Genomic DNA, 21,875 nt, shown 5'->3' with positions numbered 1-21,875 from the left:
TAGATATTGCGGTGATTTTACGAAGGGAGAAGAAAGCGTTGGGCGGTAACGTTTCACCGCCCAATAAGGAATTAACGATACTTCTGGTGATAGGCGTTGCGGGTCGTTTTCAGTTGCTCTGCGGCGGCCTGTGCTTCTTTGACTTTACCTTCATTAGCCAGCTTCAGCGCGTCGTCAATCTGACCGACCAGAATGTCAAAACCGTGGCGGAAGTCTTTCATTTCCGGGCTGTCTGGTGATTTACCTTCCAGCTTCGGCGGCGTCGCTTTTTGCGCATCCAGCGCCGCAGCGCGCATTTTGGTTAACGCGTCTTTGATTTGTGCCGCGTTATCCGCCTTTTCGATCACTTTTAAATTGTCATTGAGGGTTTCCATATTGTCTTCCAGCTCAGCGGCAAACGACACCGAACTGAATACCAACGAGGAGACTGCAAGAATAGCTAACAGGCTTTTACGCATTGCTCACTTCCTTTTTTATTATGAAGATTCGGCGCGGCAGGTCGCGCCAGTTTTTTTACTGCCCGGCGATTTTCATCTCCGGCAACAGTACAGAACCACACTGTATATTGCTGCGTGTTTCAATATCGTTACCGACGGTGACAATATTGCGCCACATATCTTTTAAATTACCTGCGATAGTGATTTCACTAACCGGATATTGAATTTCGCCATTCTCGACCCAGAAGCCCGCTGCACCACGGGAATAATCACCGGTAATTGCACTCACGCCCTGACCCATTAGTTCCGTCACTACCAGGCCGGTGCCCATTTCTTTGAGCATCTGCTCAAAGCTGAGTCCTTGCCCGGCAATACGCCAGTTGTGAATACCACCTGCGTGTCCGGTGCTTTTCAGCCCCAGTTTACGCGCGGAATAGCTGGTCAGCAGCCACTGGGTCAGGATGCCATCTTTAATAATATCGCGACGCTCGGTGCGCACCCCTTCGCTGTCGAATGGCGTAGAGGCCAGCCCTTTCAGCAGATGCGGATGTTCTTCAATGGTCAGCCAGTCCGGCAGAATTTGTTTGCCCAGCGAGTCGAGCAGGAAGGTGGATTTACGGTAGACCGCGCCACCGGCAATTGCGCCAACTAAATGACCAAACAATCCGGTTGCGACTTCATTGGCAAAAATCACCGGCGCTTTCATGGTGGAGAGTTTACGCGGTGACAGGCGCGATAAAGTGCGGCGAGCGCAGTCTGCCCCAACCCACTCTGGCGTTTGCAGATCGCTCATCGCGCGGCCAATGGTGTAGGCGTAATCACGTTCCATATCGCCATTTTCTTCGGCAATCACACAGCTGGAGAGTGAATGACGCGTTGAGCAGTATCCCTGCAACATACCGTGGCTGTTGCCAAATACTTTGACGCCGTAGTGGCTGTTAAAGCTGCCGCCTTCGGTATTGGTGATACGTTTGTCCGCCTGCAATGCCGCCTGTTCAGCACGAGCCGCCAGTTCAATAGCTTCATCCGGGGAAACTTCTGCAGGATGGAATAAATCGAGATCCGGCGCATCAAAGGCCAGCAGTTCTTTATCTGCCACACCTGCGTAAGGGTCTGGCGAGGTATAACGAGCAATATCCAGCGCCGCCTGTACGGTGCGGGCAATAGCCTGCGGGCTTAAATCGGTGGATGATGCGCTACCTTTGCGGTTCTGGTGATAAACGGTGATCCCCAGCGCGCCATCGCTATTGAATTCGACATTCTCCACTTCACCATAGCGCGTGCTTACGCTAATGCCGGTGGTCTTGCTGACGGCAACTTCCGCACCGTCCGATTTGCCTGAGGCCAACTCCAGCGCAGTCGAAACTGCTTCTTCCAGAATCTTGCGCTGCGCTTCAACTTGAGAGATTACTTTCATTGCAAGTGCCATAATGTAGAGAGTTTCTCTGAAGTCTAACAGAGAACCGTTTTTCAGTGCGCATCTTAACTGGTAACATTAGCCTCTTTTTTTAAGGAGCCTGACATGACTAAGCAGCCCGAAGACTGGCTCGACGACGTTCCCGGTGATGATATCGAAGACGAAGACGATGAAATTATCTGGGTCAGTAAAAGTGAAATTAAACGCGATGCCGAGGAGTTAAAACGCCTGGGCGCGGAAATTGTTGATCTGGGGAAAAACGCGCTGGATAAGATCCCGTTAGATGCGGATCTGCGTGCGGCTATCGAGTTAGCCCAGCGTATTAAAATGGAAGGTCGCCGCCGCCAGTTGCAGCTCATCGGTAAAATGCTACGCCAGCGCGACGTAGAGCCTATTCGTCAGGCGCTGGATAAGCTAAAAAACCGCCACAACCAGCAGGTGGTGCTGTTCCATAAACTGGAAAACCTGCGCGATCGTTTGATCGATCACGGTGATGATGCCATCGCTGACGTATTGAACTTGTGGCCTGATGCCGATCGCCAGCAACTGCGTACTCTGATCCGCAACGCGAAGAAAGAGAAAGAAGGGAATAAGCCGCCGAAATCCGCGCGACAGATTTTCCAGTATCTGCGCGAGCTGGCAGAGAACGAAGGGTAAGTTTTGTTGTTGATATGAGTATGGTTTGCCGGATGCGGCGTAAACGCTTTATCCGGCAATGCTACTCCAGGCTGAAGCTTCAGAATTACTGCGCAGCTTCCGCCTTCTTCGCCAGACCATCCAGCAGTTTCTGATGAATACCACCAAAACCGCCGTTGCTCATCACCAGAATATGGTCGCCAGGCTGGGCGGTTTTCACCACCATATCTGCCAACGCATCGACATCACCACTCCAGTGCGCAGGCTGAATACAGGCTTCTGCCACTTCAGCTACCTGCCACGGAATATGCGCCGGTTGCAGCAGAAAGACTTCATCGGCACGGCCTAACGACGGTGCCAGATCGTCTTTGCAGACGCCCATCTTCATGGTGTTTGAGCGCGGTTCCAGCACGGCAATAATACGCGCCGTACCACCGACTTTACCGCGCAGCGCCGCCAGCGTTGCCAGAATCGCCGTCGGGTGATGGGCAAAATCGTCATACACCGTCACGCCATTCGCTTCACCGCGTAACTCCAGACGACGACGAGCGTTGATAAACGACCCCAGCGCATTAGCAGCATCTGCCGGCGCAACACCAACATGACGAGCCGCAGCAATCGCCATCAGACCGTTGTGCATGTTATGTTCGCCAACCAGTGACCATTTCACTTCGCCCACTTTTTCGCCGTCCAGCAATACTTCCCATTCGGAAGCATCGGTGGTCAGCTTTTTCGCCTGCCAGCGTCCCTGCTCGCCTACCTGTTCCTGATCACTCCAGCAGCCCATCGCCATGGTCTGTTTCAGGTTGATGTCGTTTTCCGGCCAGATAATACGACCCTGCCCAGGAACAATACGCACCAGATGGTGGAATTGTTTCTGGATCGCTTTCAGGTCATCAAAGATATCGGCGTGATCGAACTCAAGATTGTTGAGGATCAGCGTGCGCGGGCAGTAATGGACAAATTTGGAGCGTTTGTCGAAGAAGGCGCAGTCATACTCGTCCGCTTCGATAACAAAGAAGTCGCTTTCGCCCAAACGCGCCGAAACATCAAAGTTTCCAGGCACACCGCCAATAACAAAACCCGGTTTATAGCCACACTGTTCCAGAATCCAGGTCGCCATTCCCGCCGTGGTGGTTTTGCCGTGTGTACCGGCAACGGCCAGCACCCAGCGGTCGCGCAGCACAAAATCGTGCAGCCACTGTGGCCCCGACATATACGGAATGTTTTTTTCCAGTACCGCTTCCACACACGGATTTCCACGGGTCATGGCATTACCAATAATCACCAGATCCGGCTGCGGATCGAGTTGGCTGGCATCGTAACCCTGAATCAGTTCAATGCCTTGCTTCTCAAGTAAGGTGCTCATCGGCGGATACACATTAGCGTCCGAACCCGTTACTTCATGGCCCAACTGGCGCGCCAGAATCGCCAGACCACCCATAAACGTGCCACAAATTCCTAAAATATGAATGCGCATACGTCATTATCCTTTTTTAATCTACCGCTCATTTTACGCATATGTCGGGCAAGTGAGAAACGCATTTCAGGATAATCCGTAATTTGCTGGCGCGATTCACCTGAGCGCAACATTCAGATTATTTGTTAAGATTGTTGCGGTCGCTTTACTCCATAAACATTGCAGGGAAAGTTTTATGAAAACGTTAGGTGAATTTATTGTCGAAAAGCAGCACGAGTTTTCTCATGCTACCGGTGAGCTCACTGCTTTGCTGTCGGCAATAAAACTGGGCGCCAAGATTATCCATCGCGATATCAACAAAGCAGGACTGGTTGATATCCTGGGTGCCAGCGGTGCTGAGAACGTGCAGGGCGAGGTTCAACAGAAACTCGACCTGTTCGCTAATGAAAAACTGAAAGCCGCATTGAAAGCGCGCGATATCGTTGCGGGCATTGCATCTGAAGAAGAAGATGAGATTGTCGTCTTTGAAGGCTGTGAACACGCAAAATACGTTGTGCTGATGGACCCACTGGATGGCTCGTCCAACATCGATGTTAACGTCTCTGTCGGTACGATTTTCTCCATCTACCGCCGCGTTACACCTGTCGGTACGCCGGTAACGGAAGAAGATTTCCTCCAGCCTGGCAACAAACAGGTTGCCGCAGGTTACGTGGTATACGGCTCCTCTACCATGCTGGTTTACACCACAGGATGCGGTGTTCACGCCTTTACCTATGATCCTTCACTCGGCGTTTTCTGCCTGTGCCAGGAACGGATGCGCTTCCCGGAGAAAGGCTCAACCTACTCCATCAACGAAGGAAACTACATTAAGTTCCCTAATGGGGTGAAGAAGTACATTAAATTCTGCCAGGAAGAAGATAAATCCACCAACCGCCCGTATACCTCGCGTTATATCGGTTCACTGGTTGCGGATTTCCACCGTAACCTGCTGAAAGGTGGAATTTATCTCTACCCAAGCACCGCCAGCCACCCAGACGGTAAGCTGCGTTTGCTGTATGAATGCAACCCGATGGCATTCCTGGCGGAACAAGCAGGTGGTAAAGCGAGCGATGGCAAAGAGCGTATTCTGGATATCATCCCGGAAACCCTGCACCAGCGCCGTTCTTTCTTCGTCGGCAATAACCATATGGTTGAAGATGTCGAACGCTTTATCCGTGAGTTCCCGGACGCGTAATGGTCTAAAAACGCCGGATTGTTCCGGCGTTTTTGCGTTCTAATTAACAAAAGTTAATTTGACTCGTTTGGAGACTCGGAAATAGGGAACCCAGATAGCCAGATGAATGATATTTTTCAGCACACCCCATGCGTCTAAAAAATCAATTGTGGCATGAAGAAATTGTACAGCTCCCCAGATATCAGCAACATTCAATGCGAAGAGCGCCAGAAGAAGGGCAATATAGTAGTGCGGAAGTTGGCGTTTCTTATTAAAAAACAAAAAGGTAGTATAACTTACCAACAGAAATATCGTGGCAAATCCAGCCACTTCCAGATAAAGCAGAGTTCTGAGCGGTTCTTCCTGACTACTCTGAGCAAGCCCCCATGTTCGTACAAAAGAATAAATGCTCGAAATAATCACCAGCACTAAAGAAATAGCAGGTAAATACAGCCAACCGCCAATCCCCGTAAGTTTTTTATCATCACAGCTTCTACAATAATCATCAGGTGGTAAAACATCCACACCACAACTTTTGCATGTTGTACTTAAACCCTCACCTTCCTTTGCCCACATAAAAATATCCTTATATATCAGTGAATTTAATCTTTTATTGTATTTTCCGGACTCACTCTTATTACTGGCGAACTCTGACGATTCTCCCACAGCACCGTTAACCCACGCTGTAAGGCAATAAAAATAAACAACAAAATTCCGATGGCGATTTTCGTCCACCATGAACTCAGCGTACCGTCAAAGTTTATGTAAGTCTGAATGAGTCCCTGAATCGCCACGCCAAACAGCGTTCCCAATACTGTCCCAACGCCGCCGCTTAAAAGTGTACCGCCAATCACCACGGAGGCGATAGCGTCCAGTTCCACACCTACGCCAGCCAGCGCGTATCCGGCCTGGGTGTAAATCGAGAAGACAATCCCCGCCAGCGTTGCCAGTCCGGTGGAAAGCATATATATGCGAATAGTGGTGCTGCGGGTAGAAATCCCCATCAGGTTTGCCGACGTCGCGTTGCCGCCAATGGCATATACCTGATTACCAAAGCGGGTGCGATGCGCGAGGAAAATACCGATAACCACGACCGCCAGCATCAGTAATCCCATCGCGCTTAAGCGACCGCCGCCGGGAATTTTCCACGCAAGGCCAGAGAGTGTGTCATAAATGGGATGGTTAATCGGGATCGACTCTTCCGAAACGAGATAGCTGACGCCACGCAAAAAAAACATTCCCGCAAGGGTAATGATGAATGCCGGGATCTTCAGCGCGTCGATCAAAAGCCCCATAAATGCGCCGAAGGCACAGCCCATCGCCAGTACCAGCGGGAAGGCCAATAGTGGTGAAATCCCAAAGTCGCCAATCACCTTTGCCAGAAAAACGCCGGTAAAAGCGATCACCGAACCGACGGAGAGATCGATACCGCCAGAGAGGATCACAAAGGTCATACCGACGGCGATGATCCCCAAAAAGGCGTTATCGGTCAGGATATTGCAGATCACTCGCGTAGAAGCAAAACCGGGAAACTGCGTCAGGCAGTAGAGATAGCCCAACACAAAAACGCCGATGGTGATCATCAGTGGTAAGTTACGTTTTATCACGGCTACGTACTCCTTTAATCAGACTGATAAAGCGTTGCGACTGGACAATCAGCACGCAAAGCACCACCACCGCTTTCACCACCTGGTTCATCTCTGGCGGAAAGCCCGAAAGTAAAATTCCGGTGTTCATTCCCTGAATGATCAGCGCCCCCACTACCGAAAGCAGCAGGTTAAAACGCCCGCCCATCAGCGATCCACCGCCGATCACCACCGCAAGAATGGCGTCCAGTTCCAGCCATAATCCGGCGTTGTTGGCATCGGCACCGCGAATATCCGCAGCCACGATAATGCCCGCAATTGCCGCACACAGCCCGCTCAACACGTAGGTGAGCATGACGATGATCCGAGTGTTCACTCCGGCATTTTTCGCTGCCCGAATGTTGATGCCAACGGCTTCAATAAACATCCCCAGCGCCGTTTTACGAGTCAACAGCCAGAACAGGAGCAGCGTCAGCACGGCGATAATGACTGGCGTTGGCAGGAACAGCAGCGATCCACTGCCGAACCACGAGAGATCTGGTGAGTTGAAAGTGACGATCTGCCCGGAGGTGATCAGTTGCGCCACGCCGCGCCCGGCGACCATCAGGATCAGAGTGGCGACAAACGGCTGAATTTTGAGGATCGCCACCAGAATGCCATTCCACAATCCTGCCAGAATGCCGGCGCCCAGGGCGCTTAACAAAACAATCGGCAGGCTGAATCCCGCGACCGTCATCGCAGCCGTTGTGGCTCCGGCGATAGCCATCACCGCGCCTACGGAGAGATCAATCCCACCAGTGGCGATCACCAGCGTCATGCCAATCGCCAGTAACGCAACGGGAGCCGCACGGTTAAGAATGTCGATGGGGCTACCGAACAAACGCCCATCCTGAAGCACCACCTGCCAGAAATGTGGGGCGACCAGACTATCGACCAGCAGCACCAGCAATAGCGCCGCCAGTTGAGGCATTCCCGTCGGCCAGCGAAAACGCCTTTTCGACGACGCGGTGTCAGGGAGAGATTGAGGCATCACACTGTTCTCCTTACGCCGCAATGGCGTTCATGATCGCCGGAACGGAGAGTTCTGCCAGCGGGATTTCCGCCACCTGTTTGCGATCGCGCATGATGATCACCCGATCGGCATAGCCCACCAGCTCTTCCAGTTCGGAAGAAATTACCAATAAAGCCAGGCCGTCGGCGCACAGCGTTTCAATCAGGCGGATGATCTCGGCGTGGGCGCCCACATCAATACCGCGCGTTGGCTCGTCGAGGATCAGAAATTGCGGACGAGTCAGCAGCCAGCGTGAAAGTAATACTTTTTGCTGATTGCCGCCGGAGAGAAACTCAATAGGCTGTTCGGTGGAAGGTGTGCGAATGCCAAGCTGGCGGATAAAACGTTCGGCAATCTCTTGCTGTTCTTTGCGAGAGATCGGTCGTAGCCAGCCGCGCTGGGCTTGTAAGGCAAGGATGATATTTTCCCGCACCGAGGCGGCGGCAATGATGCCATCAGTTTTCCTGTCTTCCGGGCAAAAACCAATGCCCAGTACCGAAGCCTGATGTGGCGATCGTAGCGTTTGTGGTTGGCCTTTGATCAGCGCAGTGCCGCTGTCGGCGGGTTTGATTCCGAAGATAACTTCAGCGGTTTCGGTACGACCCGATCCCAGCAAGCCTGCCAGTCCGACGATCTCGCCCGGGCGCACTTCGAGATCAAACGGCGCGATCGTTCCTTTCTTGCCGTAATTTTTAAACGCAGCAACGGGTTTGTCGCTAAGTAATGTCCGTCCGGCACGTTGTAGCGCGTGGGTGTCGAGTTCGCGCCCAAGCATCATTTTGACCAGTTCGATCTGCGGTAGCTCGCGGGTTTCCCGACAGCCAACGAAGCTGCCATTGCGTAAGACAGTGATCCGATCGCTGACCTGATAAACCTGATCGAGAAAGTGCGTAACGAAGATCAAGCTGACGCCGCGATCGCGTAACTGGCGCATCAGGCCAAACAGCAACTCCACTTCCTGAGTATCGAGACTGGCGGTGGGTTCATCGAGGATCAGCACTTTGGCGGAGAGATCAATGGCCCGGCAAATGGCGACGATTTGCTGCATCGCGACTGAAAAGCGGTTGAGCGGTTCCCGCACGTCGAGGGAGAAACCATACGATGCCATCAGTTCGGTAGCGCGCTTTTCCATCTCTTTACGGCGTAGCAGGCCGAAACGCCTGGGTTCGCGGCCTATGAATAGATTGTCGGCTACCGACATGTTGGGTAACAGGTTGACTTCCTGATAGACGGTGCCAATGCCTAGCTGTTGTGCGTGGGCGGTGTTTTTTGGTGAGATAGTCTGACCGTCCAACCAGATAGTACCGCGATCGGCGTGGTAGACACCGGTAAGTGCTTTGATCAGCGTCGATTTACCGGCTCCGTTTTCACCGAGCAGCGCCATAATTTCACCGCGCCGTAGGCTGAAATCAACGTTGTCTAACGCTTTGACGCCGGGGAAAAATTTACTTAATCCTTCGGTACGGAGGATTTCCTGGTGTTGGTTAGTCGTCATGGTTTCCCCCTTAGCCACGCTCTAAAAGCCTGGGAATAGATCGTGCCTGATGTTAAGAGCTGCGCCGTTTGTCCCCCTCACCCTAACCCTCTCCCCGAAGGGGCGAGGGGACAGATTGTGCACGGTGTTAAGTCCGGTGCTGTACAACCGCCGGATGCGGCATAAACGCCTTATCCGGCGGCCCACAAGTCGGCATCAGGTATTGATGTCCCTCAATACCCCATATTTTTCTTCTTCTCTAACTCTTCTTTTGCAGTATCAGGCAGGTAAAGTGTGGATTTGGTCAGGGTCAGCTTTTCAGGCATGGTGCCGTCTTTTTTGTATTTCTCCAGCGCGTCGAAGGCCGGGCCGGCCATGTTTGGCGTCAGTTCAACGCTGGCGTTCGCTTCGCCATCAATCATCGCTTTGTAGATATCCGGCACGCCGTCGATAGAACCTGTCAGAATATCTTTGCCTGGCTTCAGACCCGCTTCTTTAATTGCCTGAATTGCGCCAATCACCATGTCGTCGTTATGGGCGTAAACCATGCAGATGTTTTTGCCGTTGTTTTCTGCTTTGATAAAGCTCTCCATAACTTCTTTGCCTTTACTGCGGGTGAAATCACCGGACTGCGAGCGGATGATTTTGATATTTGGCGCATTCTTAATGGCTTCGGCAAAGCCTTTTTTACGGTCGATGGCAACACTTGCCCCAACGGTGCCCTGCAACTCCACCACGTTGCATGGTTTGCCATTCACTTCTTTTACCAGCCAGTCACCAATCAGCTTACCTTCAAGAATGTTGTCAGCGGTGACAGTGGTCATATAGAGAGATTTGTCTTTCACATCAATGGAACGGTCGAGCAAAAAGACCGGAATTTCGGCATCTTTCGCCTCTTTTAATACCGGCTCCCAACCCGTCGCCACCACTGGAGCGATAAAGATCGCATCTACCCCTTGTGCAACAAAGGAACGTACCGCTTTAATCTGGTTTTCCTGCTTTTGCTGACCATCGGCAATTTTTAGCGTGATACCACGTTTTTCGGCCTCACTTTTCGCCACGTTGGTTTCTGCGGCGCGCCAGCCGGATTCTGATCCGACCTGCGAAAATCCTACGGTTAATGGAGCGGCCAACGCCATAGACGACATGGCTGCCGAGACTGCAGAGACTACAAGTAAGCGTTTCCACATAGGGTTGTCCTCGTCGGGATAGTTATTATTGGTGAAAAGATGTTCGCGAAAAAACTATAGACAATTCGTTATGTAACGGATTGCGTTACATCACACTTCAAAAAAGTAAATAAAACGTTAATCACAAGTTTGTAATCGCTTTCATATCACTATGAAAAATGCGGCTACGGTTATGGATTTTCCTGCTCCACGAGCCGTCTTAAAACTGGCGAAAAAGGAATATGAGGACGAAAACAAGCGAAGACATTCGGCGCGAGTTGGCTATAATACTCGGCACTTGTTTGCCACATATTTTAAAGGAAACAGACATGAGCTTACTCAACGTCCCTGCGGGTAAAGATCTGCCGGAAGACATCTACGTTGTTATTGAGATCCCGGCTAACGCAGATCCGATCAAATACGAAATCGACAAAGAGAGCGGCGCACTGTTCGTTGACCGCTTCATGTCCACCGCGATGTTCTATCCGTGCAACTACGGTTACATCAACCACACCCTGTCTCTGGACGGTGACCCGGTTGACGTACTGGTTCCGACTCCGTACCCGCTGCAGCCGGGTTCTGTGATCCGTTGCCGTCCGGTTGGCGTTCTGAAAATGACCGACGAAGCCGGTGAAGATGCGAAACTGGTTGCTGTTCCGCACAGCAAGCTGAGCAAAGAATACGATCACATTAAAGACGTTAACGATCTGCCAGAGCTGCTGAAAGCGCAGATCGCTCACTTCTTCGAGCACTACAAAGACCTCGAAAAAGGCAAGTGGGTGAAAGTTGAAGGTTGGGAAAACGCAGAAGCCGCTAAAGCTGAAATCGTTGCCTCCTTCGAGCGCGCAAAGAATAAATAAGTTCTTATAGCGCAATAACCCTGAACACCGGGCTTCGGTTAGTAAGGGTTTTTTTATGCCCGCAATTTATAAACTATCTATTCCACTATCATTATTCTCAGCATTTGAAAGGCTTGAACGGTAAGAACAAGCTAAACTCGACCACCATTTTGCTGTTCATAGCCACTTGCTGGAAGTTAGCCGACCTCACTCATACTCACCGTTCAAAGCGTGCCCCCGTTTTACCCCTGCACATTTGTGAACGCCAGCAGAGTTTTTTATGCGTTAACAGATATGGAAAGCGGCTCGGAGAGAAAAGCAAAAAGTAGGGGAATTACAAAAAAGAATGCGAGATACCTCGAAAAAACAACGCCACCCGAAGGTGGCGTGTTTATATTATGACTTATCCCTGTCTAACCAGTCGCCGCTTTCAATCAGCGTTAATCCATCGACGGGTCGTTGATAAACGTACATCCATGCACTCCCGTACGGCGTCTGAATCAACTGGCGCGCGTATTCACCGCCCCTGGTGCGCAAGGCATCAAGTTCGGCCAGCGTGGCGTTGTCAATACGATAAACTTCACCGTGTACCGTTCCGTTTCCCGGAACTGCGCCTGGATAGTGGCCCAGGCTATACAACTGGTAGTTATCGATACTGAAATCGCCCAGCAACTGGGCATTGGTCATCCAGTGGCTGTTGCCTTGTTTGTGACGTAAACTGCCGTAGACAAATATTCGCATCGCTAAAACTCGAACTGATAGAGCAAATCCAGTGCCTGATCTACACCAGACACGGCTTCCAGATATAGCTTTGGCATCAGGCGATAACGTAACGTGAGTGTTGCTATAGAGTCAAATATCCCCACGCCGTATTTCACTTGTAGACCTGGTAGTACATAGCCGCTGACCACCACCTGGGAGGAGTCGCCTACTCCCTCGGTGTCGAGAGCTAAATTACTTACGCCAAATGTCTCGCCGATTTTACCCACAATCTGACCACTTTGTGCAACCCCCAGACCAATCAGCATCGAGGTCATCGCCGCGCTGTCGCTCTGATCGCTCTCCAGCCCTTGTCCACGCAACAAGTAAGACAACGCAGCCTGTTGCGACATCGCCGGGTCAGAGAAAATCTCCGCTTTCGGTTCATCCGCCAGTCCAGTGACACGAACACCGGCGATTACATCATCTTCTGTAGCATCCGGGTTACGAATTGCTTCGATATTAAGATACGGTTGATCCGGTGGACCAGAGAACAGCAACTCGCCTTTGCGAACGATCAGATCCTGACCATAGGCATGGAAACGCCCTTCCGGAATGTTGATCTGTCCGTTCAGGCCCAGCCCCTGTTTGTCCTGTACGACATTGAGATCGCCCGTCAGCCGCGCTTTCAGGCCAAAGGCATCAATGCGCACGTTGTTGCCGACGTGGACAATCAGGTTGCTGTTAATCGGAATCGACGCAGTTTTCGCCTCCTCCGGTTGCAGATTATCGTTGAGCATCACGACATCGCTGGAGACGCCCACCGCACTTTCTGGCAAATCATGCACCACAATGCGCGCCCACGGTACGTCAACGCGACCATCAAGGGTAAACAGGCTTGGTGTGGCTTCGAATACGACATCTGGCGACACATCCATGCGCACCATCGGCGGTACGGTGATCCGCACCTTACTGCCTTTTGCCGTTACCCGCGCGCGCCAGTTTTCAATCTGACTCCAGTCTGCATCCCCGTTCAGGTAAATGTCACCCTGCTGGGTTCGCACGGTGCCCGCAAGCGTCGAGCGCATACCGTTAAAGTTGACCGCAAGCTGGCTCGGCTGCATATCAAACGGCATAAAGTTGCCATCAATATCCACACCCGTAACCTGGAGCTGACCAAAAAGCTGCGGGCTTTGTACATCACCGCCCAGACGTAAATTAGCACTCACCATCCCCGCCGCTTTTTCCCCACGCGTAAAGATGGGGTTTACCATCGCGAGGTTAAAGTTGCGGATGTTGACGTTGCCACCGAGATTGCGGCGGCCTTGTGGATCGGTCACCTGCACCTGACCATCGAACTGACCATTATTAGTCAGGCGGATGGTCCAGCCCAGTTCGGCGCGGTTGTTACGCAACTCCGCCGTCAGATTCAGCGTCTGAAACGCCACCGGCAGCGCCGCATCATTGACGGTTTGCGTCACCTGCACGTTACGCCCGGAAAGGGTGATGCTGCCCTGCGGCAACCCTTCTTTGGTGGTGTCCCAGGCAACGTCTGCTTTACCTGTAAAGATACCGCTTGCCTGAGTGGTTTCCGGCATAAACGGTTTCAGCATGGCCAGGTCGAAACGATTGAGATTGACCACCGCACGCCCTTCAGCCCCGGCATCAATGGTTTGCGGCACGCACAGTTCCGCGTTCGGGTTTACCCAGCAGTGCGGCCCGATGCTGATTTTTTGCTCCTGATTGCGGTAATCCAGCGCAATATCGCGGGTCAGCGCCCACGGGCCGACTGGCGTCTGGAAGCGGGTATTACTCAGCGTTCCCTTCCAGCGTTCTTCTTTACGATCAAAGCTACCCGCCAGATTGAGCTGTCCGGAAACCGGCTCGCCCTGAATCCGCAGTTGTAGCTCGTGCTGCTTTTCGCTGCCTTTCGCATTCAGGGTGACGAGGTTGATATTCACATCCGGCTGCGAAATTTGCTCAACGCGCACGTCGAGTTTCCCGGCGATCTGATCGGTAGATTTTATATCGCCTTCCACGCGAACCTGCGCCACGGAGAGTTCCTGCCAGCGCAGGCTACGCGCGGTGATATCCGCCAGCAACTGCGGTGCTTCCACCGTACCGCGAACCTTCACCAACCCTTTCGCTGTACCGCCCAGCCCTGGCAGCGCGTTATCCAGACCTGGCGCGTTGATCGTGGCATCAAGATTGAGATCTTTTACTCCCAGTTCGCCTTTCACTTCGGCACTGTTTGATCCCAGTTCCAGATGCAGACCAGGGATCATCCACTGCATATAACTGTTGCCTTTCAGCGTACCTTCAACGTTCACTTTGTTCTGTTTAACGTTACCGGTCAGCTTCAACTCCGGCACGTCCATCTGCCAGGTGCCGCCGTACAGGCTGCCGCGCGTTTTGATCAAACCATTGAGTTTCGACGGCCAGTCCGGAAACTCTTTCGCGGTGTTAATGCCGTTAAGCGTTAACTCACCACGCCAACTAATCGCCTGCTGCCAGTCGAGCAACGCTTTCAACTCAGTTTTCCCTTCCAGCGCCGCGACGGTGAGTTTGTCGAGATTCACCTGCTGTTCATTACCTTTCGCATCGAGGGTAATGGTGGCGGGCGGGATCTCCTGTCCCTTCACTGCCGTGCGCATAGAGAGCGTGTAATCGGTCATTTTGCCGGTGAGTTTCAGTTTCAGATCGTCCGCCTGATACTGTTTCTCGCCGGTAAACGGCCAGTAAAGTTGCTTGCTGTTGACTTCGACATTGAGCGGCAGTCCAGCCTCCGCCAGCCGCGTCTGAGCACGCAGATCCATATCCACCTGACCAGAAAGGTTAACGCCAATCTCCAGTTGTTCGCGCAGCGCACCGCCCACTTTCAGCTTCACTTTTTCACCCTTCAACGGCTCCACGTTCAGTGTGCTGTTGAGGGTGATATCCACCGGCCAGTTACCCGACAGTTGCGCCGTACCGCTGGCGTTAACGATCCCCTGGTTAGAGTCGATATCCAGCGCGTCCAGTTTGGTATTGCCGTCAATGCTGCTCACTTTCAGCAGCATGGTGCGCACGGTGATGTCCGTGTCGCCCGTCACGCGCAATTGCTCGCCCTTAAACTCTTCAATATTCAGGTTGAGCGGCAAATGCACGTCGGTCATTTCCGGCAATACCGGGCGAGAAAAGAGATCTTTCAGCGTTTCGCCGAGCGGTTTTTCATCCGGCTGCGGATTTTCAATTTTCGGTTCAACGACTTCTTCCTGCGCCACTTCCGCCACTTTCGGCAAGGCAATCAGCAGGCCTTTCAGCGATGTCGGTTTCAGGGTCAGGGTTTTCTCCTGCCAGTTCAGACCGGAGGTGAAGTCCATCACCGACACCGTGGTGTCATCAATTTTGATATTGACGTTATCCAGCGCCACCCGCGTCAGGGTGATGGGATATGGCGTGGAGAGATCCAGCGGGCCGCTGTCTTCCTCTTCTTCAACCTGTTCTGAAGGGGGCATTTTTTTGCTGTCGATGTTGACCTGAATATCCTTCAGTGCCAAATCGTTAATGCAAACACTGCTGTTCCACAGGCACTCCAGCCCGACTGCCAGATGCAGATTAGCTGCTTTAACCGCCACACCTGGCTGCTCATAACGAACGTCAGACAGAGTAAGGTCGCGCCAGCCGCCAGTCACCTTACCGATGTCCAGCCCAGGCACCCAGCGATCTGCCGCTTTAAATACCAGATGCAAACCACTGGTGGTGCCCACCAGAAATGCCACCGATCCCAGCAATAGTAAGAGGACGACAACCACACCGAGGCTGATTTTTTTCCATAAACTCATAATTCTGGCCCCAGACCGATGTAAAACTGTAAACCATGCTCGTCTTTGTCAGCGACCGGAACGGCGAAATCGAGCTTGATCGGCCCGACTGGTGATTCCCAGCGCACACCAACCCCGGTGCCGGTTTTAAAGTCACTGCGGCGAATATCGCTTACCGCTTCGCCGCTATCAACAAACACCGCCCCCCACCATTTTCCGGTCACGTTGTACTGGTACTCCAGCGATCCGGTTATCAGTTTTGATGCCCCTTTCAGGTCACCATTGGCGTATTTCGGGGCGATAGATTTGTATTTATAGCCACGAATGCTACGGTCGCCCCCGGCAAAGAAACGCAGATCAGGCGGCACTTTGTCGAAGTCACCTGTTTCAATCCAGCCCAACGTGCCGCGCGTGACAAAACGATGGCGATCGTAGAGTGTGCGTATCCAGACGTTCTGCGCCTGAAACACAGAGAAATCGACGTCCGAGCCCCAGGCGGTGTTTGAGTAGTCGATTGAGTAGCGTTGCGAGTCGCCCCAGGTCGGCATCAGGCCACCACGTGAACGCGTGCGGCTAATCATCACTCCTGGATAAAACAGCATCGTGGTGTTGGTAATTTCACCCTGGGTAAAGTGGTCAAGACTCCAGCGTAAGTTAATGGCGCGCTGCCAGCCGCTGGAGAGATCCCAATAACGGGAGGCCACCAGAGTTGTAGAATCGGATTCAGTATCGTTTAGATCGGTGCGCTTAAAACCGCCCTGTACCAGATAATATTGTTCCAGCGGGTTCTTAAGCAGCGGCATTTTATAGCTAAAATCGAGGGTCTGTTCCGGTGCAGAAATACTTGTGCTGGTGGTCAGGCTGTGACCGTAAGAGTTCATCCACGGCTTTTTCCACGTGGCTTTGACACGTGGACCAACGTCCGTTGAGTACCCGACACCGGTTTCAATCGTATTTTCCGTGCGCGGCGAAACGACGCCGGTAAGTGGCAATACTTTTGTTTCTCGCGCTTTATCAAACTGCGGTGCAACCACCACCGAGTTAAACCAACCAGTAGCGGAGAGACGGCGGTTCAGCTCTGCCAGGTCTTTTGACTCGTATTCATCACCTTCTTTAAACGGAACAAGGTTTTGCAGATACTCATCGCGGATCTGTGAGCCTTCGAAGGTCACATGCCCAAAGCGGTAGCGTTCGCCACTGTTGTAGTCAATATCCCAGTAGGCTTTATGCAAGCCAAGTGCAATACCCAACTGGGCTTTGGTAAATTCACTATCGAAATAGCCTTTGCGCAACGCGATGCTGGTTAAGGACTTTTTGAAATTTTCGTAGTCGCCCTGATTCAGCACCGTGCCTATAGCCGGGCGAGTATCGAGCAACTTCAGATAGTCTTTATCAGTCCGTGCACCACCGCGCAGCACAACATCGGTGCCGCCAATCAAAACGGGCACGCCGGGCGTGACTTTGGCGATCAAAACCTGTCGCCCTTTCTTTGGCGGTGGGCGAAGATCAAATTCAATGGTCGGCTGGTAATAGCCCAGCGCCTTCAGGCCTTCGCGGATGGCATCATCGACACGCGCGCGAAATCGCCGGTCTGGCGTCACTTCATCACTTTCAATCGTAGAAAGCTGTGCACGAACATTTTTTTCCAGCTGTCCTGATAACCCTTCGACCTGTAGACGGACGTTCGCGGCGATAGCAGAACCACCAAAACAGAGTAAGCTTACACAACATAACTGTCGGATATAGCGCACATTTTCTCCTGAATATCCTTTGTTCCTGCCCCTGGAACCCCGTTAAACGGCTTAACAAAAAACCAGCAATATGGATTTAAAAGCAGACTAAATCCAAAATATTTCTTATGTTTTACTTTATACACATTCACGAGAGTTATTGTGTGCAAATACGTCTCTTGTTACAACCTAAACCCCAAAGACCGATTTTCGGGAGAGCGATACCATGAGTTTATTTGATAAAAAGCATCTGGTTTCCCCCGCCGATGCCCTTCCTGGACGTAATACCCCGATGCCCGTAGCCACGTTGAATGCAGTCAATGGTCACTCAATGACAAATGTGCCTGACGGAATGGAAATTGCCATTTTTGCTATGGGCTGTTTCTGGGGCGTGGAACGCCTTTTCTGGCAACTTCCCGGCGTTTACAGCACCGCCGCAGGTTATACCGGCGGTTACACGCCAAACCCGACTTATCGGGAAGTGTGTTCTGGTGATACCGGCCACGCCGAAGCGGTACGCGTGGTTTACGATCCGTCAGTGATCAGCTACGAACAACTGTTACAAGTATTCTGGGAGAATCACGATCCCGCACAAGGGATGCGTCAGGGCAATGACCATGGCACGCAGTATCGTTCCGCGATTTATCCGCTAACACCAGAACAGGATGCTGCCGCCCGCGCCAGTCTCGAACGTTTTCAGGCCGCGATGCTTGCCGCCGATGACGATCGTCACATCACCACGGAAATCGCTAACGCGACACCGTTTTATTATGCCGAAGATGACCACCAGCAATATCTGCATAAAAACCCGTATGGTTATTGCGGAATTGGCGGGATCGGCGTTTGCCTGCCGCCTGAAGCGTAGCAATAAAAGGCCGAACTAAAGCGAAATGAAGCAAAAATTTAACCCTCTGGCGACTTTACAGTACCTTACGCTATACTAGCCACTGAAAATGTCGGTTCACTCTCTTCGAGCCGGCTTTCAATGTGTATTTCGCACAAATTAATCAACTTCCCCTTCCGAGGATCTGACCTGAACGGTCGGATAAGATATGTTAAACAGTATTTTAGTCATACTCTGCTTGATCGCTGTGAGTGCGTTCTTCTCGATATCCGAGATCTCGCTTGCCGCCTCACGCAAAATCAAACTTAAACTGCTGGCTGATGAAGGCAATATAAACGCCCAGCGCGTTCTGGATATGCAGGAAAATCCCGGCATGTTCTTTACCGTGGTGCAAATTGGTCTGAACGCGGTGGCAATACTCGGCGGTATCGTCGGTGATGCGGCGTTCTCTCCGGCTTTTAATAGCCTGTTCTCCCGCTATATATCGGCGGAACTCTCTGAGCAACTGAGCTTTATTCTCTCTTTCTCGTTAGTGACTGGCATGTTTATTCTGTTTGCGGATTTAACCCCGAAACGCATCGGTATGATTGCGCCAGAAGCTGTGGCTTTGCGTATCATCAACCCGATGCGCTTCTGCCTGTTCGTCTGCACCCCTCTGGTGTGGTTTTTCAACGGCCTGGCGAACATGATCTTCCGTATCTTTAAATTGCCAATGGTACGTAAAGATGACATCACATCTGATGACATCTACGCAGTAGTGGAGGCCGGTGCACTGGCTGGTGTATTGCGTAAACAGGAACACGAACTGATCGAAAACGTGTTTGAACTGGAATCCCGTACCGTGCCGTCTTCCATGACGCCGCGTGAAAACGTGATTTGGTTCGATCTCCATGAAGATGAGCAAAGCCTGAAGAATAAAGTGGCGGAGCATCCGCACTCGAAATTCCTCGTCTGTAATGAAGATATCGATCACATTATCGGTTATGTCGATTCAAAAGATCTGCTGAACCGCGTGCTGGCCAATCAAAGCCTGGCACTGAACAGCGGCGTGCAAATTCGCAATACGCTGATCGTGCCTGATACGCTGACCCTCTCTGAGGCGCTGGAAAGTTTTAAAGCTGCGGGTGAAGACTTTGCGGTAATCATGAACGAGTACGCACTGGTGGTGGGGATCATCACCCTCAACGACGTGATGACCACGTTGATGGGCGATCTGGTCGGTCAGGGGCTGGAAGAACAGATTGTGGCGCGTGATGAGAATTCATGGCTAATCGATGGCGGTACGCCGATTGACGACGTGATGCGCGTGCTGGATATCGACGAGTTCCCGCAGTCGGGCAACTACGAAACCATCGGCGGCTTTATGATGTTTATGTTGCGTAAGATCCCGAAACGCACTGATTCGGTGAAGTTCTCCGGTTACAAATTTGAAGTGGTGGATATTGATAACTACCGCATCGACCAGCTACTGGTTACGCGAATCGACAGTAAAGCCACCGCCCTTTCGCCAAAACTGCCTGACGCCAAAGATAAAGAAGAAAGCGTCGCATAACCCCAGAAACATCAACGGCTCCTGAATCAGGAGCCGTCTTATTACTGCATAGCACTTGGTTAAGCCATCTCTGTTTGCAGACGCATAACCTGACGGTTAACTTCGGACATCACTGACAAATGCAGTTTATCCTTCACTTTTGGGATAAGAATCTTACCCTTATCAAATTCAAAAGCGCCAACGTCCTTGATGTATAACCGTCCACGGAACAGGATCTTCACGTACTTCGCCACCTGAAGTGGGTTGTACCGTTGGAAAATTTTCATTGTTGTCTCCTGCTGAGTATTACGCCTTTGCGGTGCCACAATCGGCCCAACTATTATGAGGCGCAAATTTTAATGCCTAATGACTATAGACTATCGGGGTAATGTTTCCAGCGTGTATAAATTTTTTTACCCTACTGTTACAATTATTCAGAATTATCTCTTCACCTAACCACAATCTTCAGTATAAACATTCATTTTTCATATGATTTGTGCGCTTGTCCGCAAACTGGCACCGCACTTGCGGGAAATTCGATAAATAGCACATATGATTAAAAGCCAGACCCAAGTGGTCGGATCACCTGCATACGATAAGAAGGAAACACTATGACCCTACGCAAGATCCTCGCGCTGACTTGCTTGCTACTGCCGATGATGGCCTCCGCGCATAAATTCGAAACTGGTCAGCGCGTACCGCCGATTGGTATTACCGATCGTGGCGAGTTGGTGTTTGATAAAGATCAGTTTAGCTACAAAACCTGGAACAGTGCGCAGTTAGCGGGAAAAGTGCGAGTACTGCAACATATTGCCGGTCGCACCTCCGCAAAAGAGAAAAATGCGACGCTGATTGAAGCAATTAAATCGGCGAAATTGCCGCACGATCGCTACCAGACGACCACCATAGTCAACACCGACGACGCCATCCCCGGTTCCGGTATGTTTGTGCGCAGCAGTCTGGAGAGCAATAAAAAGCTCTATCCGTGGTCGCAGTTTATTGTCGACAGCAATGGCGTCGCGCGCGGAGCCTGGCAACTGGATGAAGAGAGTTCCGCCATTGCAGTGCTGGATAAAGACGGTCGCGTACAGTGGGCGAAGGACGGGGCGTTAACCCAGCAAGAAGTGCAGCAAGTCATGGACTTGCTGCATAAATTGCTTAATAAATAGAAACCCGGAATCCAGGATTCAGGAAGGATTCGCGCGGAGTATAATCCAGCGGTTTGCCCTGCCAGTCGTGAACGTGTGCTCCGGCAGCTGCAGCCACGGCATGGCCGGCAGCGGTATCCCAAATATTCGTCGGCCCGAAACGCGGGTAGAGCTGCGCCTGACCTTCCGCCACCAGGCAGAATTTCAATGAAGAGCCGATGGATGTCGTCTGGTGTTCACCAAGCTGTTGCAGATACTCTTTCAGCTCAGCATCCGCATGGGAACGGCTGATGACCACCAGCGGCGGACGGGCGTCGCGTACCTGAATCTGCTTGCACACGCCGCACTCTTCTTTCCAGGCTTTGCCTTCCGCCGCGCTGTACATTACGTTCATTACCGGCGCATACACCACACCTAAGATCGGTTTACCTTTGTCGATCAGCGCAATGTTAACGGTAAATTCACCATTTCGTTTAATAAACTCTTTGGTGCCGTCCAGCGGATCTACCAGCCAGTAACGTTGCCAGTGCTGGCGGACTTCCCAACCGGGAGGATCTTCTTCGGAAAGAACGGGAATATCCGGCGTCAGGGTACGTAAACCGTCCATGATTACGGTGTGCGCGGCAATGTCCGCCGCCGTCACCGGAGAGTTATCCGCTTTGCTGACGACGTCCATCGGTTTCGTCCCGTCGTAGACCTGCATAATGGCATCGCCCGCATTCCGTGCGAGTTGACATACTTGTTCTAACATTCTCCACCTCTTTTGTTTCAGTGGTGTTAACTTGTTGTTTTACTTATACCCTATCGTTACAGAATCCGCCAACTGTGATGGCGTCATCGTTTCCTGATTTATTATTTATGGCATCCTTCACGCTCCG

The 21,875-nt window shown here is 51.7% G+C and carries 19 protein-coding genes; 6 read left to right on the top strand and 13 right to left on the bottom strand.

Annotation, left to right across the window (positions count from 1 at the left end):
• Positions 1 to 71: 71 nt before the first annotated feature.
• Together cybC and pmbA are read right to left on the bottom strand one after the other, a co-directional pair.
• Positions 72 to 458, bottom strand: coding sequence for a cytochrome b562 (gene cybC / locus HEM79_RS13340; RefSeq protein ID WP_176241466.1), 387 nt, complete (start codon positions 456 to 458; stop codon positions 72 to 74).
• A 55-nt stretch (positions 459 to 513) separates the two neighbouring features.
• Positions 514 to 1,866: a metalloprotease PmbA gene (gene pmbA, locus HEM79_RS13335; protein ID WP_001162191.1), complete on the bottom strand. Its 1,353-nt coding sequence runs from the start codon at positions 1,864 to 1,866 to the stop codon at positions 514 to 516.
• 93 nt (positions 1,867 to 1,959) lie between these two features.
• Between pmbA and yjgA the strand changes: the two genes are divergently transcribed.
• Positions 1,960 to 2,511 carry a ribosome biogenesis factor YjgA gene (gene yjgA, locus HEM79_RS13330; protein ID WP_000166265.1) on the top strand — a complete coding sequence of 184 codons (552 nt, stop codon included), beginning with the start codon at positions 1,960 to 1,962 and terminating at the stop codon, positions 2,509 to 2,511.
• 85 nt (positions 2,512 to 2,596) lie between these two features.
• On the opposite strand, the gene mpl is transcribed toward yjgA, so the two are convergent.
• A complete protein-coding gene (gene mpl, locus HEM79_RS13325; RefSeq protein ID WP_001219776.1) occupies positions 2,597 to 3,970 on the bottom strand; it encodes a UDP-N-acetylmuramate:L-alanyl-gamma-D-glutamyl-meso-diaminopimelate ligase in 1,374 nt (457 codons plus the stop codon).
• 175 nt (positions 3,971 to 4,145) lie between these two features.
• On the opposite strand from mpl, the gene fbp reads away from it, so the two are divergent.
• Positions 4,146 to 5,144: a class 1 fructose-bisphosphatase gene (fbp, locus tag HEM79_RS13320; RefSeq protein WP_000853756.1), complete on the top strand. Its 999-nt coding sequence runs from the start codon at positions 4,146 to 4,148 to the stop codon at positions 5,142 to 5,144.
• A gap of 39 nt (positions 5,145 to 5,183) precedes the next feature.
• Here the strand turns inward: fbp and HEM79_RS13315 are convergent, their stop codons facing one another.
• The 5 genes from HEM79_RS13315 to ytfQ form a co-directional block, all read right to left on the bottom strand.
• Positions 5,184 to 5,699: a DUF2569 domain-containing protein gene (locus tag HEM79_RS13315; RefSeq protein WP_000263318.1), complete on the bottom strand. Its 516-nt coding sequence runs from the start codon at positions 5,697 to 5,699 to the stop codon at positions 5,184 to 5,186.
• A gap of 26 nt (positions 5,700 to 5,725) precedes the next feature.
• A complete protein-coding gene (yjfF, locus tag HEM79_RS13310) occupies positions 5,726 to 6,730 on the bottom strand; it encodes a galactofuranose ABC transporter, permease protein YjfF (protein ID WP_176241467.1) in 1,005 nt (334 codons plus the stop codon).
• Positions 6,717 to 7,739 (bottom strand): galactofuranose ABC transporter, ATP-binding protein YtfT, encoded by a 1,023-nt coding sequence (gene ytfT, locus HEM79_RS13305; RefSeq protein ID WP_176241468.1) that lies wholly within the window; start codon positions 7,737 to 7,739, stop codon positions 6,717 to 6,719. Before ytfT ends, yjfF begins: the two co-directional genes overlap by 14 nt.
• Positions 7,740 to 7,752: 13 nt before the next feature.
• Positions 7,753 to 9,255 (bottom strand): galactofuranose ABC transporter, ATP-binding protein YtfR, encoded by a 1,503-nt coding sequence (gene ytfR, locus HEM79_RS13300; protein ID WP_176241469.1) that lies wholly within the window; start codon positions 9,253 to 9,255, stop codon positions 7,753 to 7,755.
• Positions 9,256 to 9,467: 212 nt separating this feature from the next.
• A complete protein-coding gene (ytfQ, locus tag HEM79_RS13295) occupies positions 9,468 to 10,424 on the bottom strand; it encodes a galactofuranose ABC transporter substrate-binding protein YtfQ (protein WP_000265933.1) in 957 nt (318 codons plus the stop codon).
• A 308-nt stretch (positions 10,425 to 10,732) separates the two neighbouring features.
• Between ytfQ and ppa the strand changes: the two genes are divergently transcribed.
• The gene (gene ppa / locus HEM79_RS13290; protein WP_000055075.1) at positions 10,733 to 11,263 is read left to right on the top strand and encodes an inorganic diphosphatase; all 531 of its coding nucleotides are present in this window, start codon (positions 10,733 to 10,735) and stop codon (positions 11,261 to 11,263) included.
• Positions 11,264 to 11,638: 375 nt separating this feature from the next.
• Here ppa and HEM79_RS13285 read toward each other — a convergent pair whose 3' ends face one another.
• The 3 genes from HEM79_RS13285 to tamA are packed head-to-tail and all read right to left on the bottom strand — an operon-like array spanning position 11,639 to position 17,495.
• On the bottom strand, positions 11,639 to 11,983 hold the full coding sequence (locus HEM79_RS13285) for a gamma-glutamylcyclotransferase family protein (RefSeq protein WP_001219162.1): 345 nt from the start codon (positions 11,981 to 11,983) through the stop codon (positions 11,639 to 11,641).
• Positions 11,984 to 11,985: 2 nt separating this feature from the next.
• Positions 11,986 to 15,765 (bottom strand): autotransporter assembly complex protein TamB, encoded by a 3,780-nt coding sequence (gene tamB, locus HEM79_RS13280; protein WP_176241470.1) that lies wholly within the window; start codon positions 15,763 to 15,765, stop codon positions 11,986 to 11,988.
• A complete protein-coding gene (tamA, locus tag HEM79_RS13275; protein ID WP_001269289.1) occupies positions 15,762 to 17,495 on the bottom strand; it encodes an autotransporter assembly complex protein TamA in 1,734 nt (577 codons plus the stop codon). The genes tamB and tamA overlap by 4 nt, the downstream gene beginning before the upstream one ends.
• 205 nt (positions 17,496 to 17,700) lie before the next feature.
• On the opposite strand from tamA, the gene msrA reads away from it, so the two are divergent.
• Both msrA and HEM79_RS13265 read left to right on the top strand, forming a co-directional pair.
• A complete protein-coding gene (gene msrA, locus HEM79_RS13270; RefSeq protein WP_000051459.1) occupies positions 17,701 to 18,339 on the top strand; it encodes a peptide-methionine (S)-S-oxide reductase MsrA in 639 nt (212 codons plus the stop codon).
• A gap of 187 nt (positions 18,340 to 18,526) precedes the next feature.
• Positions 18,527 to 19,870 carry a hemolysin family protein gene (locus tag HEM79_RS13265; protein WP_000935031.1) on the top strand — a complete coding sequence of 448 codons (1,344 nt, stop codon included), beginning with the start codon at positions 18,527 to 18,529 and terminating at the stop codon, positions 19,868 to 19,870.
• Between the two features lie 59 nt (positions 19,871 to 19,929).
• On the opposite strand, the gene HEM79_RS13260 is transcribed toward HEM79_RS13265, so the two are convergent.
• On the bottom strand, positions 19,930 to 20,136 hold the full coding sequence (locus HEM79_RS13260; RefSeq protein WP_000689228.1) for a DUF1107 domain-containing protein: 207 nt from the start codon (positions 20,134 to 20,136) through the stop codon (positions 19,930 to 19,932).
• 324 nt (positions 20,137 to 20,460) lie between these two features.
• Between HEM79_RS13260 and HEM79_RS13255 the strand changes: the two genes are divergently transcribed.
• Complete coding sequence (locus HEM79_RS13255) at positions 20,461 to 21,018, top strand: YtfJ family protein (protein ID WP_000175264.1); 558 nt, start codon at positions 20,461 to 20,463, stop codon at positions 21,016 to 21,018.
• Here HEM79_RS13255 and cysQ read toward each other — a convergent pair.
• Positions 21,008 to 21,748 (bottom strand): 3'(2'),5'-bisphosphate nucleotidase CysQ, encoded by a 741-nt coding sequence (cysQ, locus tag HEM79_RS13250; RefSeq protein WP_176241471.1) that lies wholly within the window; start codon positions 21,746 to 21,748, stop codon positions 21,008 to 21,010. The two genes, HEM79_RS13255 and cysQ, sit on opposite strands and share 11 nt — an antisense overlap.
• Positions 21,749 to 21,875 lie beyond the last annotated feature (127 nt).

It is taken from the genome of Escherichia sp. 93.0816 (assembly GCF_013368855.2).
GTDB classification, from domain to species: domain Bacteria; phylum Pseudomonadota; class Gammaproteobacteria; order Enterobacterales; family Enterobacteriaceae; genus Escherichia; species Escherichia ruysiae.
Note: the sequence above shows the minus strand (reverse complement) of the source record. Positions and strands in the feature narration are given on the sequence as shown.

Coding starts and splice junctions, on each gene's coding strand:
- cybC (WP_176241466.1), bottom strand. CDS start 458: ATGCGTAAAAGCCTGTTAGCTATTCTTGCAGTCTCCTCGTTGGTATTC.
- pmbA (WP_001162191.1), bottom strand. CDS start 1,866: ATGGCACTTGCAATGAAAGTAATCTCTCAAGTTGAAGCGCAGCGCAAG.
- yjgA (WP_000166265.1), top strand. CDS start 1,960: ATGACTAAGCAGCCCGAAGACTGGCTCGACGACGTTCCCGGTGATGAT.
- mpl (WP_001219776.1), bottom strand. CDS start 3,970: ATGCGCATTCATATTTTAGGAATTTGTGGCACGTTTATGGGTGGTCTG.
- fbp (WP_000853756.1), top strand. CDS start 4,146: ATGAAAACGTTAGGTGAATTTATTGTCGAAAAGCAGCACGAGTTTTCT.
- HEM79_RS13315 (WP_000263318.1), bottom strand. CDS start 5,699: ATGTGGGCAAAGGAAGGTGAGGGTTTAAGTACAACATGCAAAAGTTGT.
- ytfT (WP_176241468.1), bottom strand. CDS start 7,739: ATGCCTCAATCTCTCCCTGACACCGCGTCGTCGAAAAGGCGTTTTCGC.
- ytfR (WP_176241469.1), bottom strand. CDS start 9,255: ATGACGACTAACCAACACCAGGAAATCCTCCGTACCGAAGGATTAAGT.
- ytfQ (WP_000265933.1), bottom strand. CDS start 10,424: ATGTGGAAACGCTTACTTGTAGTCTCTGCAGTCTCGGCAGCCATGTCG.
- ppa (WP_000055075.1), top strand. CDS start 10,733: ATGAGCTTACTCAACGTCCCTGCGGGTAAAGATCTGCCGGAAGACATC.
- HEM79_RS13285 (WP_001219162.1), bottom strand. CDS start 11,983: ATGCGAATATTTGTCTACGGCAGTTTACGTCACAAACAAGGCAACAGC.
- tamB (WP_176241470.1), bottom strand. CDS start 15,765: ATGAGTTTATGGAAAAAAATCAGCCTCGGTGTGGTTGTCGTCCTCTTA.
- msrA (WP_000051459.1), top strand. CDS start 17,701: ATGAGTTTATTTGATAAAAAGCATCTGGTTTCCCCCGCCGATGCCCTT.
- HEM79_RS13265 (WP_000935031.1), top strand. CDS start 18,527: ATGTTAAACAGTATTTTAGTCATACTCTGCTTGATCGCTGTGAGTGCG.
- HEM79_RS13260 (WP_000689228.1), bottom strand. CDS start 20,136: ATGAAAATTTTCCAACGGTACAACCCACTTCAGGTGGCGAAGTACGTG.
- HEM79_RS13255 (WP_000175264.1), top strand. CDS start 20,461: ATGACCCTACGCAAGATCCTCGCGCTGACTTGCTTGCTACTGCCGATG.
- cysQ (WP_176241471.1), bottom strand. CDS start 21,748: ATGTTAGAACAAGTATGTCAACTCGCACGGAATGCGGGCGATGCCATT.